The 14,506-nt window shown below is 65.6% G+C and carries 14 protein-coding genes; 11 read left to right on the top strand and 3 right to left on the bottom strand.

The genetic code is table 11. The features are described 5' to 3' along the window. Nucleotides 1-722 precede the first annotated feature (722 nt). Together ACFWF1_RS26700 and ACFWF1_RS26695 are read left to right on the top strand one after the other, a co-directional pair. Entirely contained in the window at nt 723-1,823 is a 1,101-nt protein-coding gene (locus ACFWF1_RS26700; protein WP_379287870.1) for a hypothetical protein, read from the top strand. A gap of 160 nt (nt 1,824-1,983) precedes the next feature. Further along, nucleotides 1,984-2,667: a class I SAM-dependent methyltransferase gene (locus tag ACFWF1_RS26695; protein WP_379287868.1), complete on the top strand. Its 684-nt coding sequence runs from the start codon at nt 1,984-1,986 to the stop codon at nt 2,665-2,667. Between the two features lie 153 nt (nt 2,668-2,820). Here the strand turns inward: ACFWF1_RS26695 and ACFWF1_RS26690 are convergent, their stop codons facing one another. Then, the gene (locus tag ACFWF1_RS26690) at nt 2,821-3,261 is read right to left on the bottom strand and encodes a hypothetical protein (RefSeq protein ID WP_379287866.1); all 441 of its coding nucleotides are present in this window, start codon (nt 3,259-3,261) and stop codon (nt 2,821-2,823) included. A gap of 67 nt (nt 3,262-3,328) precedes the next feature. Here ACFWF1_RS26690 and ACFWF1_RS26685 point away from each other — a divergent pair, with 67 nt between their 5' ends. After that, nucleotides 3,329-4,186 (top strand): class I SAM-dependent methyltransferase, encoded by an 858-nt coding sequence (locus tag ACFWF1_RS26685; protein WP_379287865.1) that lies wholly within the window; start codon nt 3,329-3,331, stop codon nt 4,184-4,186. 100 nt (nt 4,187-4,286) lie between these two features. Here ACFWF1_RS26685 and ACFWF1_RS26680 read toward each other — a convergent pair whose 3' ends face one another. After that, the gene (locus ACFWF1_RS26680) at nt 4,287-5,411 is read right to left on the bottom strand and encodes an FAD-dependent oxidoreductase (protein WP_379287863.1); all 1,125 of its coding nucleotides are present in this window, start codon (nt 5,409-5,411) and stop codon (nt 4,287-4,289) included. A gap of 95 nt (nt 5,412-5,506) precedes the next feature. Here ACFWF1_RS26680 and ACFWF1_RS26675 point away from each other — a divergent pair, with 95 nt between their 5' ends. Both ACFWF1_RS26675 and ACFWF1_RS26670 read left to right on the top strand, forming a co-directional pair. Continuing rightward, the gene (locus tag ACFWF1_RS26675) at nt 5,507-6,229 is read left to right on the top strand and encodes a TetR/AcrR family transcriptional regulator (protein WP_379287861.1); all 723 of its coding nucleotides are present in this window, start codon (nt 5,507-5,509) and stop codon (nt 6,227-6,229) included. A gap of 310 nt (nt 6,230-6,539) precedes the next feature. Next, nucleotides 6,540-6,860 carry a methyltransferase domain-containing protein gene (locus ACFWF1_RS26670; RefSeq protein ID WP_379287859.1) on the top strand — a complete coding sequence of 107 codons (321 nt, stop codon included), beginning with the start codon at nt 6,540-6,542 and terminating at the stop codon, nt 6,858-6,860. A 105-nt stretch (nt 6,861-6,965) separates the two neighbouring features. Here ACFWF1_RS26670 and ACFWF1_RS26665 read toward each other — a convergent pair whose 3' ends face one another. Then, nucleotides 6,966-8,198: an ROK family protein gene (locus ACFWF1_RS26665; protein WP_379287858.1), complete on the bottom strand. Its 1,233-nt coding sequence runs from the start codon at nt 8,196-8,198 to the stop codon at nt 6,966-6,968. Nucleotides 8,199-8,340: 142 nt separating this feature from the next. Here ACFWF1_RS26665 and ACFWF1_RS26660 point away from each other — a divergent pair, with 142 nt between their 5' ends. The 6 genes from ACFWF1_RS26660 to ACFWF1_RS26635 are packed head-to-tail and all read left to right on the top strand — an operon-like array spanning nt 8,341 to nt 14,496. Further along, nucleotides 8,341-9,390, top strand: a complete 1,050-nt coding sequence (locus tag ACFWF1_RS26660; protein ID WP_379287856.1) for a substrate-binding domain-containing protein — start codon at nt 8,341-8,343, stop codon at nt 9,388-9,390. Next, entirely contained in the window at nt 9,381-10,904 is a 1,524-nt protein-coding gene (locus tag ACFWF1_RS26655) for a sugar ABC transporter ATP-binding protein (protein WP_379287854.1), read from the top strand. The genes ACFWF1_RS26660 and ACFWF1_RS26655 overlap by 10 nt, the downstream gene beginning before the upstream one ends. After that, entirely contained in the window at nt 10,901-11,959 is a 1,059-nt protein-coding gene (locus ACFWF1_RS26650) for an ABC transporter permease (RefSeq protein WP_379287852.1), read from the top strand. Before ACFWF1_RS26655 ends, ACFWF1_RS26650 begins: the two co-directional genes overlap by 4 nt. A gap of 54 nt (nt 11,960-12,013) precedes the next feature. After that, complete coding sequence (locus ACFWF1_RS26645; protein ID WP_379287850.1) at nt 12,014-12,919, top strand: SMP-30/gluconolactonase/LRE family protein; 906 nt, start codon at nt 12,014-12,016, stop codon at nt 12,917-12,919. Then, nucleotides 12,909-13,520: a bifunctional 4-hydroxy-2-oxoglutarate aldolase/2-dehydro-3-deoxy-phosphogluconate aldolase gene (locus ACFWF1_RS26640; RefSeq protein WP_379287848.1), complete on the top strand. Its 612-nt coding sequence runs from the start codon at nt 12,909-12,911 to the stop codon at nt 13,518-13,520. Before ACFWF1_RS26645 ends, ACFWF1_RS26640 begins: the two co-directional genes overlap by 11 nt. A gap of 31 nt (nt 13,521-13,551) precedes the next feature. Further along, nucleotides 13,552-14,496, top strand: a complete 945-nt coding sequence (locus tag ACFWF1_RS26635) for a sugar kinase (protein ID WP_379287846.1) — start codon at nt 13,552-13,554, stop codon at nt 14,494-14,496. Nucleotides 14,497-14,506 lie beyond the last annotated feature (10 nt).

The following is a 14,506-nucleotide window of genomic DNA, read 5'->3' as shown; positions in this document are numbered from 1 at the left end:
CGCTGCCTGCACCGCAGACACCCCACACACAGCACCAGCTTCCGCGACCGACACACCACTACCAACAAGATCCCAGAACCGACGCATGACAGACTTCAACGGCCAATGACTCATCAACACTCCAGATCAGCAGTGTTGCATCCACCACTTGAATCCACCTCGGCCGATGCCGCCCTCAGTTCCCACTGATCACCTGACTAGTAGCGGTCGGCGTACGCGCGTCGGCATGTCCGGATGTTCTGCACCGCAGTCGATCTCGCTACGCTTGCGACCGACCAGCGACGAGTCAGTGCATTGCCGACGCCGGGAGGGCCTCGGTCTTCAGGTGCTTGACGTCGGTCAGCGATCTTCGCATCGAAGCATTCTTCCACTGTGGCAACGACTTCGACTATCGACAATGCATCGATATCCAAGCCGTCGGTGAAGTGTCTCGTGATTCTTTTCGGTTTACCGCTAGGTCTCGCCATGCGTGACGAGCGATGGGGTGTCTGCGTGCGTATCACTCCTGGGGGTGATTGACGGGATACGTTGTCGGCGAGCAGCTTTTGATGATGACGTTATTGCCATCTCCACCGAAACATCGGATGCCTACCCGAAGATTCAAGGTGACCGCGACGCTCGCCGCGGGCTTGCTGATCGGAACCGCTATGCTCTCGACCGCATGCGAAAGCCCGCTGGACCCGAGCAGTGCGCAATCCAGCGATACCGATCGTGGTCGAGTCGTGAGCGCTGAACACGTGCGCGCCTTCACTGCCGAAGAGGTGAAGGCAGAGCTCGGCCGCGACAGATTCGACACGGGTACAGCGCGATTCGGTGTCGATACCTATCGGCTGGTGTATCGGACGATCGATCCGGACGGTCACACCACCACCGCGAGTGGGTTGCTCGCGCTCCCGAACAACGGCGAGCACGATCTCAGATCGGTGGCCTTCGAGCACGGCACCATCGCTACCAAGGCCGACGGGCCTTCGGTTTCCGAGCACGGGACCGAGCTGGCCGCGACGATCACTTACGCTAGCGCGGGGTTCGCCGGTGTTACCCCCGACTATCTGGGGCTGGGGCTCGGACCTGGTCAACACCCCTACAGTGACGTGCCGTCCGAGACCACCGCATGCCTGGATATGTTGCGCGCGGCACGAGCCTACGCCGCCGGTGTCGGACGCCAGCTCGGCCAGGACGTCTACATCACGGGGTTTTCCCAGGGCGGGCCGGCGGCCATGAGTTTGGCTCGAATGCTCCAAGGCGGCGCCGACGACTGGTTTCACCCCGCCTCGGTTGCTGCGCTCAGCGGCCCGTTCGACCTTCGAGTCACCGAACTGCCCGCGCTACTGAATGATTCGCTCGACCCGACCTCGGCAGTCTTCTACATCGCTTACTTCCTGGTGGCCTGGAATCGTCTGCACGACCTGTATCAGTCTCCAGGCGAGGTATTTCAAGCACCCTACGACACCACCGTGGTGCACCTATTCGACGGCTCACACAGCCAACGCGACCTTGCCGCAAGTCTCCCCGCGAGCATCAACGGACTGCTGACGCCGCGCGCTAAGGATATGCTGCGCAACCCATCCGGCAGTTTCGCCACCGCACTTCAGATCGCCGATGACACCTGCCGTGACTGGACACCGCGGATACCGATCCGGCTGTACACGAGTGGGAATGACCGTGATGTTGTCGCCAGCAACAGCACCCGCTGTCAGGCTGTACTGCGCGAGCACGGTGTCGATGTCCCGATCATCGATGTCGGCAACGTTACCCACCTGGACTCCCTCAGAGCCGGAACCGCCGCCACAGTCCGCTGGTTCATCGAATCAGGCCTGTCCTGAAATCGGCAGATCCGGACGTTTCAGCAGCGTTGGTGGCCAGCCCAGCCACTATCCGCTCGGAATGCGCGCTCAGCGGATGTCAGGTCCAGCGTCGGCAACTGCTTTGCGCTCAGAGCCGAACGTGTGGAATCCAGTGCCGCACCGGTGATTTGATCAGGCGATGACGCAAGGTGCATACGACACGATCGCCGAGTGGTACGAGAACACATTTCTCACTGGTCAACGAGTGCAGCACGATGGGAAGGTCGCGGACCCACTCGGCATCGAGCACGCACTGGACATGCTGTTAGGCGGCGGAACCGGACCGTGTCTGGACATTGGTTGTGGCACTGGTATTTTCGCCGAGCAGATAGGCAGACTCGGCTGGGAACCCGTTGGCATCGATCTATCAGGGCCGATGCTGCGGTTCGCGGCGAGCCGCCTTCCAGTCGCTCGGGCGGACGCCGGCGCCCTTCCGGTCCGGGATGCGAGCGTGCCGGCGGCCGTGGCAATCATGACCCACACCGACATGCCGAACTATGCCTCGGTTGTCGCCGAGGTCGCCCGGGTACTCCGCCCCGGAGGGAGTTTCGTGCATATCGGCGTACACCCGTGCTTCTGTGGTGGCTTCGCCGACCGCAGCAATGCAGATGCCATCGTTATCGGTCCTGGCTATGCCGACCAGCACTGGACAAAGGCATCGTGGACGAATCAAGGATTGCGCGACAAGGTGGGCGCTTTCCATCTGCCCCTGCCGCACCTGCTCCGTATGTTCGTCGAAAACGGGCTCATCCTTGAAGATTTCATCGAAGGTGGCGAGCCAACACCAATCGTGCTGGCAGTGAAGGCCCGCAAAGCCCTCTAAGCCTCCAGGAACACCCGGAATTCGTCATTTGCGCGCCGGGACGCCGTGTCGACCAACAGTTTTGGATGACCGGTCAACCCGCACCATGCGGCATAGAACGTCTTTGTCCGCTTGCAGATGCCGATATGGTCGTCATCGAATTCCGCTGATGACTCAGTCGCCGCTGTGTGTCAGGGGACGGTCGATATGGTCCACGATTCGGTGGATGGCGTCGGTGACGGCGGCGGGTTTGTGGAGTTGGATGCTGTGTCCGGCGTCGAGGACTGGAAGGTGTTGTCCTCGGCGGGTTGTCGCGGCCCGGCCGGCGCCGGCAGTGGCCGTCTCGACGTTGGACGATACGTTCATCCGTCGGTCTGAGTAGTCAAAAGTCGCGGTATCACTGCAATATTTGCGGCCTGACGACGATGTTTGTCCGCTGAGGCCGGTCTCCAACCTATCCCGCACGCTCATCGGCAGTTCCGGACGCTTCGGAAGGTTGCCAGCCAGCCCGAGGCCGGCCACCATCCGCTCGGAACGCGCCTGGCGGATCCCGGTGGCGACAGATCGTGGCTGCCAGGTGATCTGGCTATGGCCGTCAGGGCGCTTCAGGAGCATCCTGTGAAGTGCGCGGAGTAGGCGGGCGTGGCCAGCATGCTGGGTTCTGGCCGGCGAGGAGGAATGCATGGAAAGCGCGCCGAGCAGGACGGCGATGTTCGCGGCCGTGTCGCGTGGATTGATTCGCCTGGAGACGGCGCCGCCGTGGGTACTGGACGATGTGCTGGCCTTGGTGCTTGTCGGCCCGGTATGGCAGCAGCTGCGAGACCGGTTCGATCCGCTGTTCCCCGGCCCGGTCCGCCTCGAGTCCCGTGCGGCTGTCTGCACCCGTAGCCGGTACGCCGAGGACCGGCTGACTGCTGGTGGCTTCACGCAGTACGTGATCCTCGGCGCGGGGCTCGACTCGTTCGCGTGGCGGCGGCCGGATCTGCTCGGCTCGCTGACGGTGTTCGAGATTGATCACCCTGCCTCCCAGGCTTGGAAGCTCGAGCGGGTCAGGGAGCTCGGCCTGCCGCTCAGCGACTCGCAGGTATTCGTGCCGGTTGATTTCGAGGCCGGGCCGGTTCGGGATGTGCTGGGCCCGGCCGGGTTCGACTGGGCGCAGCCGGCGATGTTCTGCTGGACGGGCGTCGCCCCTTATCTGACGGCACAGGCGATCGAGTCGACGTTGCGCACGATCGCGGGGGCTGCTCCCGGGTCTGAGGTGGTGTTCTCCTACCGGGCCGAGGACTGTGCGCTCGACGACGCGGGGACGGAATTCGCCCGTATCTACACGCCGATCGCGGCTTCTGTCGGCGAGCCTCTTCAGCCTGGCTGGCCGGTATCCGAGATCGAGAGGCTGATCAGCCGGTGCGGGCTGAAGGTCGTGGACCACCCCACCCGTGCAGACCTCCAGCAGCGGTACTTCGCCGGCCGTACCGATGGCCTGCGGCCCTATACCTTCGAGACCCTGGTGGCCGCGCGGGTCACAGATTTTGTCTTTTGACTTTGCGGGGAACGGACTTTCGATGATCGTGCCAAGGCCGACGCTCGTGCGCTGTGCGGGAAAGCACCGCAGTGTTGTTCTGCGAGGTCAGATTTGGGCCTCAGGACAGTTTCGCTTCGGGGGCGAAGGCAGGCAGTTTGTCGAGGCTGCTCTGCACGGCTTCGGTGCCGTACTCGAACATTTGGCGTTCGTAGTCGTCGATTGCGCCGAGCAGGTCCTGGCGACCTTGATCGGCCTCGATCAGGCTGCGGCGCAGCAGGTCCGCGTCGCGCAGTGCGGTGTTGGCGCCGTTGCCGCCGGTGGGGGAGGTGGCGTGGATGGCGTCGCCGAGCAGCGTGACCGGGCCTGGGGCCCAACGCTTTCCGGGCTTGACCACGCGGATGGACAGCAGTGTGCTGTTGTCGGGGTCGGCTTGCTCGATCAGTGCACGCAGGTCCGGGTGCCAACCGTCCATCCTGGACAGCACGGCGTCCTGCGCGGTCAGACCGTCCAGCGAGCCGTTGGGTGGCAGGATCATGGCCCAGCGCACGTAATCACCGATGTCGGGCAGGGTGACCTCGGGGGCCAGTTGTGCGGCGGCTTGCTTGGGCGGGGTAGGGAAGAGCATGGCGCCGAGTAGCAGGCTGACGCCGTCGCCGGCGATCTTGGAGCCGTAGGCCTTGGACAGGCTGGCGAACTGCTCGGTCAGCGGAGTGCGGCCGATGACGAACCGGACGCCGGTGTCGGTCGGGGTGGTCTGCGGTGAGAGGACCCCGCGGACCGCGGAGGTCACGCCGTCCGCGCCGACGAGCAGGTCGGCGGTGGCCGGGGCGCGGTGGGCGAACTGGGCTTGGATTGTGTTGTCGGGCAGGATGTCGTAGCCGGTGAGCGCGGCGTCGGTGTGCACGGTGAGCCCGGTCAGCAACAGGTGTCGCAGCACCTGCCGGTCGACGACGATGCCGGTGCGGCCCGCGCCGAGCTTGCCGATCTCGTTGAGTTGCGGGTCCAGGATCAGCTGTTCGGCGGAGGCGTCCATGACGATCTCGTCCAGCAGTGGGTGCCAGCGTTCCGGCAGGCAGTCGCGCACCGCCTGGAAACCGATCGGGTTCAGCACCAGGCGGTAACCCTGGAACCTTGCGACGATCCCCGGGTCGCGCTCGAATACCTCGGCCTCGATCCCGGCACCACGCAGACCCTGCGCGAGGGCCAGACCTCCCAGACCGGCTCCGACAACGGAAACTCGCATCACACACCTCCATAAACATCAACACGAACTAAGTTCGTTATTACGATCTAAGTTCTACTTAACGAACTTAGATCGTGTCAAGGTAGAGTTTCGGTATGCCCGCCGATCCCCGCCAACGCCGCGCAGCTCGCCACGCCCAACCCGCGGCGGAGGCCGCGGCGGCACCACGCAAGAAGCCGATCACGGTCGAACGGATCACCGATGCCGCCCTGGAGGTCGTCGCCACCGAGGGGTATGACGCCCTGACCGTCCGCCGGGTCGCCGCGGTGCTCGGCACCGGCCCCTCGTCGCTGTACGCGCATATCGTCAACAAGGACGACATCGACGATCTGCTGATCGGCAGGCTCTACGCAGAGGTCGTGCTTCCCGAACCGGACCCGGCTGCCTGGCAAGAGCAGCTACTCGGGGTGTACACCCAGATCCGTGACCAGTATCTGAAATACCCAGGCGTCGCCCGTGCCGCTCTGGCCATGGTGCCGACCAATCTCGAGACACTGCGGGTCGGCGAAGGAATCCTGGCGATCCTGCTCGCGGCTTGCATCGAACCGAAGACAGCCGGATGGGCCCGCGACGCGCTGTCCCTCTACGTCAGCGCCTATGCACTGGAACAATCACTCGTACAGCAACGCCGCCGGCATCAGGATCAGGAATGGGTGCTCAGCCGCGAGGAACTGCTGGACCGCTTCACCGCCCTGCCCGCCGAGAAATTCCCGCTCACTCGACGCCACGCCACCGACCTGATCTCCGGCACCGGACACGACCGCTTCGAATTCACCCTCGGCCTGCTCATGACCAACCTGCGGCCCGCATCCGATTAACCCGCGCCGCGCTGTGGCCGCATGGTCCGACAGCCGGGGCGACGGCTCGATCTGGCTGACCGTGATCGAAATCCCTTTCTACGCAATGTTGGTGAATTGTCCAACTGCTACTGGAACCTCGGCGTGACCAGGTGCGCGCACGAAACTCGGAATGAGCGCGCGTCGGGAAGCGCTGTTGGCCAACCAGTTTGAACGGATGAGTAACGCACGCCACGCGGCATAGCGGATGTTAGGTCTCTCGTCGGCAACGGGTTTCTGCTCCTAGTCGAACGCATGGAGTCTGGTGTCGCACTGGTGATTTGATCAGGCGATGACGCAGGCTGCATACGACACGATCGCCGAGTGGTATGAGAATACTTTCCTCGCTGGTCAACGAGTGCAGCACGATGGGAAGGTCGCGGACCCACTCGGCATCGAGCACGCACTGGACGCGCTGTTAGGCGACGGAACGGGACCGTGTCTGGACATTGGTTGTGGCACTGGTATTTTCGCCGAGCAGATAGGCAGACTCGGCTGGGAACCCATTGGTATAGATCTATCGGGGCCGATGCTGCGGTTCGCGGCGAGCCGCTTTCCATCTGCCCCTGCCGCTCCTGCTCCGTACATTCGTCGAAAACGGGCTCATCCTTGACGATTTCATCGAAGGTGGCGACCCAACACCAATCGTGCTGGCAGTGAAGGCCCGCAAAGCCCTCTAAGCCTCCAGAAACACCTGGAATTCGGCAATATGGGACGTTCAGGGGGTGGATGTTCGTTGGGCGCGGCGGGCTGCGATCGAGCCGAATGTTTCGCGGTCGGCGAGGAAACCTTCCAGGGCGAAGGTTGCTGCGCCGAGGCTGGCGGGGTTGTGGGGGAGTGTCGAAAGTTGCAGTGTCACAGCGTCGAAGGGGTCGGTCATCGCGTGGTGTGCGGCGACGCGGCGGGTTACGTCCAAAAGGGGAGCGCCGAGGTGGTCCGCGACGAGATCGCCGAAGACGATGGTTCGCGGATTGAACAGGTTCACCAGGTTGGCTACCGCGACACCGAGGTACTGGCCGGTTTTGTCGATGACCGCCAGCGCGACGGCGTCACCGGCCGTGGCGGCCTCGGCGATGGCGGCGATGGTGGTGGCGTCGTCGGTATCGATCATGGGACTCGACGGCGCGAGTTCGCGCAGGGTGCGCACGATGCCGGGCGCGCTGACGTAGGACTCGACGCAACCCATTCGCCCGCAACGACATTCGCGTCCGTCGAGCACCAGGTTGGTGTGCCCCCATTCGCCCGCGCTGTTGGTGACACCGCGATAGAGCGCGCCATCGACCACCACGCCGATACCGACCCCGGCGCGCAGCGTGACGACGATCAGATCGTCCACGTCCCGGCCCGCACCGAACCAAAGATGTGCTGCGGTACTGGCTTTCAGCGGATTGTCCAGATAGAGCGGGTGGGAGACGTGCTGTTCGAGCAGTTGGGCGAGCGGCACGTCGTGCCAGTGCCAGTACGGCGAGAACACCGAGGTGCCGCCGATCGGGTCGACGAGCCCGGGCACGCTCAGTCCGACGCCGAGCACCTTGTCGGCGTCGGCGGCGGTCAGTTCGCCGATGCCGCGGGTGATCAGCGCGACGACATCGTCGGGTGTGGTGGCCGCCGGGTCGACCGGGATCTCGACCGAGCGCAGCACCGTCATCGCCAGGTCGAAAAGGTCGAAGTGGATGGCGGTTTCGGCGATATCGACGCCGACCAGCATGCCGCGCTCGGGATTGATCGCGAGCTGGGCGCGCGGCCGGCCGATGCCGGGCGCGTCGTAGCCGAGTTCGGCGAGCACGCCCACGTCGAGCAGTTCGGAGATCATGTTGCCGACCGTGGCGAAGGACAGGCCGGTGACCCGGGCGATCTCTTGCCTGCTGATATGACCGACGGCGGCATACACCGCCTGTAGTACGCCGAACCTGTTGCGCCGTCGGATGTCGCGCGCGGTCAGCTGATACACGGGTCGGGCCTCCTCGTCCGCTGGTGGTCGCAAACATACCCAACGACTTCGACCAACAGTATTTACAACAGTTATCGGAAGTCTTACTGTAACCGGCATCACTACACGACGCGAGTGTGCGTCAGATCACCGAGGAGTGCCCATGTCCTGGACCCATCGACGACGTTGGACCAGTGCCGTGCTGTGCGGGGTGTCGCTGGCGCTGGCCGCGACCGCCTGTTCATCGGGCAAGGAATCCGATTCGGCCGCCAATGGCCCACAGCACCAGACGGGCGCGGTCAGCCTGGTGTACGCCCAGAAACAGGGCGACCAGGAGTACTTCATCGGCGAGGCCGAAGGTGCCAAGGCGAAGGCCAAGGAGCTGGGCATCGACCTGAAAGTCGTGAACCTGGGCAATGACGCGAACAAGGCGGTCACCGAGGTCAACAACGCGATCAATCAGAAGGCGAGCGGCGTGATCGTCGTGGTGCCCGATCCGTCGGTCGGCCCGCAGGTCGCTCAGCTCACCAAGACCGGTGGCGTCGCGCTGCTCACCTCCGACGACCAGGTCTGCACGAGCGGCCCGGACCCGTCGAAATGCGCCAAGGACCAACTGGTTCCGCGCGTCGGCTTCAGCGGCACGCAGATGGGCACCGAGGTCGGCCGCCGGGCCGGCGAGGACTTCAAGAAGGCGGGCTGGAAGCCGGAGGAGACCGCGATCGTCGACGCCTGGAAGCAGGACGTGACGGTCTGCACCGACCGCGTCGAGGCCAATAAGAAGGCCTTCCGCGAGGCGTCCGGAGTGGACGTCAAGGTGATCGATGTCGGCACCGACAACACCCCGTCGGATGCGCAGAACAAGATCTCCGCGACAGTCGCGGGCAACCGGTCGGTCAAGAACTGGATTGTCATGGGCTGCAACGACGAAAACGTCAGCGGCGGTGTCGCGGCCATCCAGAACTCCGGCTACGCCGCCGACAATGTGCTCGGCGTCGGCCTCGGCGCCTACCTGGCCTGCAAGGAGTGGCGCGGCGGTAAGCCGACCGGTTTCAAGGCGGCGCTGTTCATCAACGGCAAGGACGTCGGCGCGCTCGCGGTCCAGACGATCTACGACTACCTGAAGAACGGCAAGGCCATGCCCGCGGAGGCCTTCGCGCCGACCACGATGGTCGACTCCAGCAGCTGGCAGCAGGCGGGCGTCACATGCAGCTGACCGGCCTGCGCGCCACCGGCCTCAGCAAGAGTTTCGCCGGGGTGCCCGCCCTGCGCGACGTGAGCCTGGACTTCCCCGCCGGCGCGGTGACCGCGCTGATGGGGGAGAACGGTGCGGGCAAGTCCACCCTGATCCGGATCATCGGCGGCGATCATCGCCCCGACACCGGCCGGCTCGAGCTCGACGGGATCGTGCTCGAGCCGGCCACCCCGGCCGACGCGCGGGCCGCCGGGATCCGGGTGATCGGCCAGGAGCCGGAGATCGTGCCGCACGTCTCGGTCGCCGAGAACGTCTACCTCGGCGCACTGCCGCGCCGGGCGGGCCGCCTGCTCGACCGGGCGGCCCTGCGCGAGCGGATGCGCACCGACCTGGCCCGGCTCGGCTTCGATCGCGACCTCGACCCGGACACTCTCGGCTCCAAACTGACTGCCGCACAACGACAGTTGGTCGAGATCATGCGGGCGTTGACCACCGAGGCGAAGGTGATCGCCTTCGACGAGCCGACCTCCTCGCTGTCCGACCACGAGACCGAATCGCTGTTCGCACTGATCGGCCGGTTGCGCGAGCGCGGGTTGGCGGTGATCTACGTGTCGCATCGGATGCGGGAGATCTTCCAGCTCGCCGACCGGGTCGCGGTGTTGCGCGACGGTGCGCTGGTCGGTGTGCGGGCGACCGAGGAGACCGACGATCAGGAGATCGTCCGGATGATGGTCGGGCGCGACCTGTCCACGCTGTTCACCCGCGGGCCGAGCACGCCGGGCCGGGTCGTCCTCGAGGTCGACGCGGTGACCACCGACGACGTGCGAGACGTGAGTCTGCAGGTCCGCGCCGGTGAAGTGGTCGCGCTGGCCGGACTGGTCGGTGCCGGCCGGTCCGAATTGGCGGGTGCGCTGGCCGGCGACCATCCGATCCGCTCCGGCACGGTGTCGGTGGACGGCAAGCAGCTGCGATTGCGGCAGCCGCGGGACGCGGTGCGGGCCGGCGTCGGCTACGCGCCGGAGGAGCGCAAAGCGCAGGCGCTGCTGCTGCATCGCGGTGTGCGCGACAACATTTCGCTCGCCATGCTCGACCAGCTGCGGCGGTGGCGCTTCGTCAAGGCGGGGGAGGAGCGGCGGCTCGCCCAGCGGTACGTCGATTCGCTGCGGGTGCGCACGCCCTCGATCGAGCAGGAGGTGCGCAAACTCTCCGGCGGCAATCAGCAGAAGGTGGTGCTGGCCCGCTGGCTGGCCCGCAAACCCAAGGTGCTGATCCTGGACGAGCCGACCCGCGGCGTCGACGTCGGCGCAAAGGCCGAGATCTACCGAATCATCGAGGAATTGGCCGAGGCGGGGGTGGCCGTGCTGGTGATCTCCTCCGAACTACCCGAAGTACTCGGCCTGGCCGACCGGATCGTCGTCATGCAGCACGGCCGCGTCACCGGCGAGCTGGACCGCAGCGCGGCCAGCGAGGAGGCCATCCTCGCGCTGGCCATGGCCGATGACCTCACGTCGCTTACATCTCGAGGGAACCAATGACGGAGCAACAACTCGAATTGCCGCCGGTGGCGGCGACTTCCACCCCGGCACCCGCACTCAACCGCTACACCGCCGCGCTCACCCCGCGACGGCTGGTGCACGCGATCGGCCCCGGAAACCTCAGCCTGATCGGCGCGCTCGCGGTGATCGTCGCCATCTTCGGCTCGCTCAACGACGGCTATCTCGATCCGGCGAACCTGGCCGGAATCGGTGACGCGGTAACGGTATTCGGCCTGCTGGCCGTCGTGCAGACCGTGGTGATCATCTGCGGCGCGCTCGACATCTCGGTCGGCTCGCAAGCGGGCGTCGCGTCGGTGATCAGTGCGATGGCGTTCACCGCGACCTCGGGCAACGCGTTTCTCGGCATCCTGGCCGCGGTCGGTGTCGGTGTGGTTCTCGGCCTGGTGAACGGGTTGATCATCGTCTACGGGCGGGTGAACCCGGTGATTGCGACGCTGGCCACTTTGGCGGCGTATAAGGGCCTGGCCCAATTGATTTCGGGCGGTAAGGCGCAGGGATTCGTGCTCGACAACGACCTGTTCATCTTCCTGGCCCGCGGCAAGATCGTCGGGCTGCCGGTTCCGGTGATCATCCTCGCGATCGTCGCGCTGGCCGTGCATGTGCTGCTGAAATACACCGATATCGGCCGCAATATCTACGCCATCGGCGGAAACGACACCGCCGCGAGGCTTTCCGGCATCAACATCAACAAGTACCTGATCGCGGTGTTCGTGCTGGCCGGTGTGGTGGCCGCGCTCGCGGGCATCATCCTGACCGCGCGCACCGGGTCCGGGCAGCCGGTGTCGGGTAGTGAAGGTCTGGAGCTGAAGGCGATCACCGCGGCGGCGCTCGGTGGGTGCGCGCTCAAGGGCGGTAAGGGGACGGTCGGCGGCACGTTGCTCGCGGTTGTGCTGCTCGGAGCGTTGGACAACGGACTGAATGTCGTTGGTGTCAATACGTTTTGGCAGAACGTTGCGCAAGGGTCGCTGCTCGTGGCCGCCGTGGTGATCCAGCAGCGGCGCAGCGGTGAACGTGCGGTCGGGTTGCCGACATAAGCCATGGCCTGCAAGCAGACGGCCGCGGGCCGACCGAGACTTCAGGAGCGAACCATGATCACATTGCGCGCACATCCGTGCGCTCCGGCACCGGGACGACTGTGCGAAAGCCCGGTGTGGGACAACCGAACCGGCGAGCTGCTGTGGGTGGACATCCGCGGCGGGCACATCCATCGAGCCGAACTCGACCGGGCGACACTCGATCTCGCCCACAGGTCCACGGTGAGCCTGACACCGCCGGTCAGCGCGGTGGTGCCCTGCGCATCCGGCAGCCTGCTCGCCACCGTTGGCGACACCTTCTCGCTGATCGACGGGGACGGCACGGCCACCCCGATCGCCGCGATACCGTTGCCGGACGACGGAATTCGGCGGCGACTCAACGACGCGAAGGTCGACCCGCACGGACGTCTGCTCGCGGGCACCATGTCCGAAGACGGTGTCCAGGGCAGCGCCGCCCTCTACCGGCTCGACCCTGACGGTGCATTGAGCATCCTGCGCGACGGGGTCACCATCTCCAACGGACTCGACTGGAGTCCGGACGGCACTGTCCTCTACTACGTGGACAGCCCGACCCGACGGGTCGACGCCTTCGAATATGACATTGCCACGGGCACTTTCGGCAATGGCAAGCCGTTCGCGCGATTCGATAACGGCGAGCCCGACGGGTTGACCGTCGATGGCGAGGGCTGGGTGTGGGTAGCGGTCTGGGGTGCGGGCCAGGTCCACGCCTTCGACCCCACCGGGCATCGGCGCGTGATCATCGAGGTCGGCCCCTCGCAGGTTTCCAGCTGCGTGTTCGCGGGGCCCGACCTGGATGTTTTGGTGATCACCACCGCAGCGGAGGGCAAGGCCGCCGGTGAGCCCGGTGCCGGACGCCTGTTTGCTTGCGTCCCAGGAGCCGTTGGGCTGCAGGCAACTCCATACTCCGACACGAGATTGGTGCGCAGCGATGGCCGATGATCTCCTGCAACTGGATACACCGGTGATCGCAATCCTGCGTGCGCCCACCGCCACCCGCTTCGCCGAAGTCACCGCCGTGCTGCACGAATCCGGCATCACCGCAGTGGAATTCACGCTCACCACCGCAGGCGCCCTGGACGCGCTGCGGGACTGCGCGGACTTCGCCCACCCGATCGGCGCAGGCACCGTCCGCACCGCCGAAGACGCGAGCCGCGCGATCGACGCCGGCGCCGCCTACCTGATCACCCCGATCGTCAGCGACGAGGTCATCGACGAGGGAAACCGCCTGAGCGTCCCGGTGATCTCAGGCGCGTTCACCCCCACCGAGATTCACCACGCCTGGGCCGCGGGCAGCACCATGATCAAAGTCTTCCCCGCTTCGGTCGGCGGCCCCGACTACCTCCGAGCCATCCGCGCCCCATTACCTGAAATCCCCTTGGTACCAACCGGTGGCGTAGCCCTCACCGACGCCAAGGCATACCTCGCCGCAGGAGCCACCGCCCTCGGAATAGGTTCCCCCCTGATCGGTGACGCCTGCACCGGCGGTGACCTCAACGCCCTGCGCGAACGCATAGCCGTCCTCCGCGAGCAGCTTTCATGAGTGACTGGGCGGTCGGGCGGAGCGGATTGTCATGAGGGGCAAGCTGGTAACTCTCGGCGAAGCAATCGGAGTGGCGGCCGCGACGGAACCCGGACCGTTGGCTCCGGGGGCGGCGATGCGGATGGATTTCGCGGGGGCCGAGGCGACGGTCGCCATCGGTGTCAGCAGGTTGGGGCACGACAGCGCGTGGGTGGGCAGTGTCGGTGCCGATGCGGTCGGCACGATGGTGCTGGATCGACTGCGGGCTGAGCGCGTGGATGTTTCGCGGTGCCGGATCGATTCGGAGTTGCCTAGCGGTTTGATGCTGCGGGAACGGCGTACGGCGGACCGGATCCGGGTCACCTACTACCGTCGGGGACTTGCGGGTTCGCGGCTGTCGGTGCGCGAGGTGGACAAGGAGCAGATCGCTGGGGCGGGTGTCCTGCACCTGACCGGCATCACCCCGGCGCTGAGTTCGACCGCCCGCGACGCGGTGCATGCCGCGCTGGACGCTGCGGTTGACGCGGGCGTGACGGTATCGCTGGACATCAACTACCGCAGCGCGCTGTGGCCTCGATCCGAGGCCGCTGCGGAACTCGCGAAACTGGTGGCACGATCTGACATCGTCTTCGCCGGACCGGAGGAAGCGGCACTGCTCGTGCCCACCGCCAGCGCGGCGGCAATGGCCGAATCCCTTGCCGCACTGGGCCCGTCGCAGGTTGTGCTGAAACTCGGCGCCGACGGAGCACTCGCGCTGCACAACGGCAGGGTGCTCAGGCAACCGGCGGTCCCGGTGACCATGGTCGATCCAGTGGGGGCCGGCGATGCCTTCGTCGCCGGATACCTCGCGGGTGTCCTCGACGGCGGTTCGATCCGGTACCGCTTGCAACTGGCCGCCACCTGCGGCGCGTTCGCGGTATCCGTCCCCGGCGACTGGGCAGGTCTGCCGTTCCGGCACGAACTCGACTTGCTCACCGGCACAGACATTCAACGTTGACCACGAAAGG

Source organism: Nocardia sp. NPDC060255, assembly GCF_042727395.1.
In the GTDB taxonomy this organism is placed as follows: domain Bacteria; phylum Actinomycetota; class Actinomycetes; order Mycobacteriales; family Mycobacteriaceae; genus Nocardia.
This window is presented reverse-complemented; position numbering and strand designations above follow the sequence as displayed.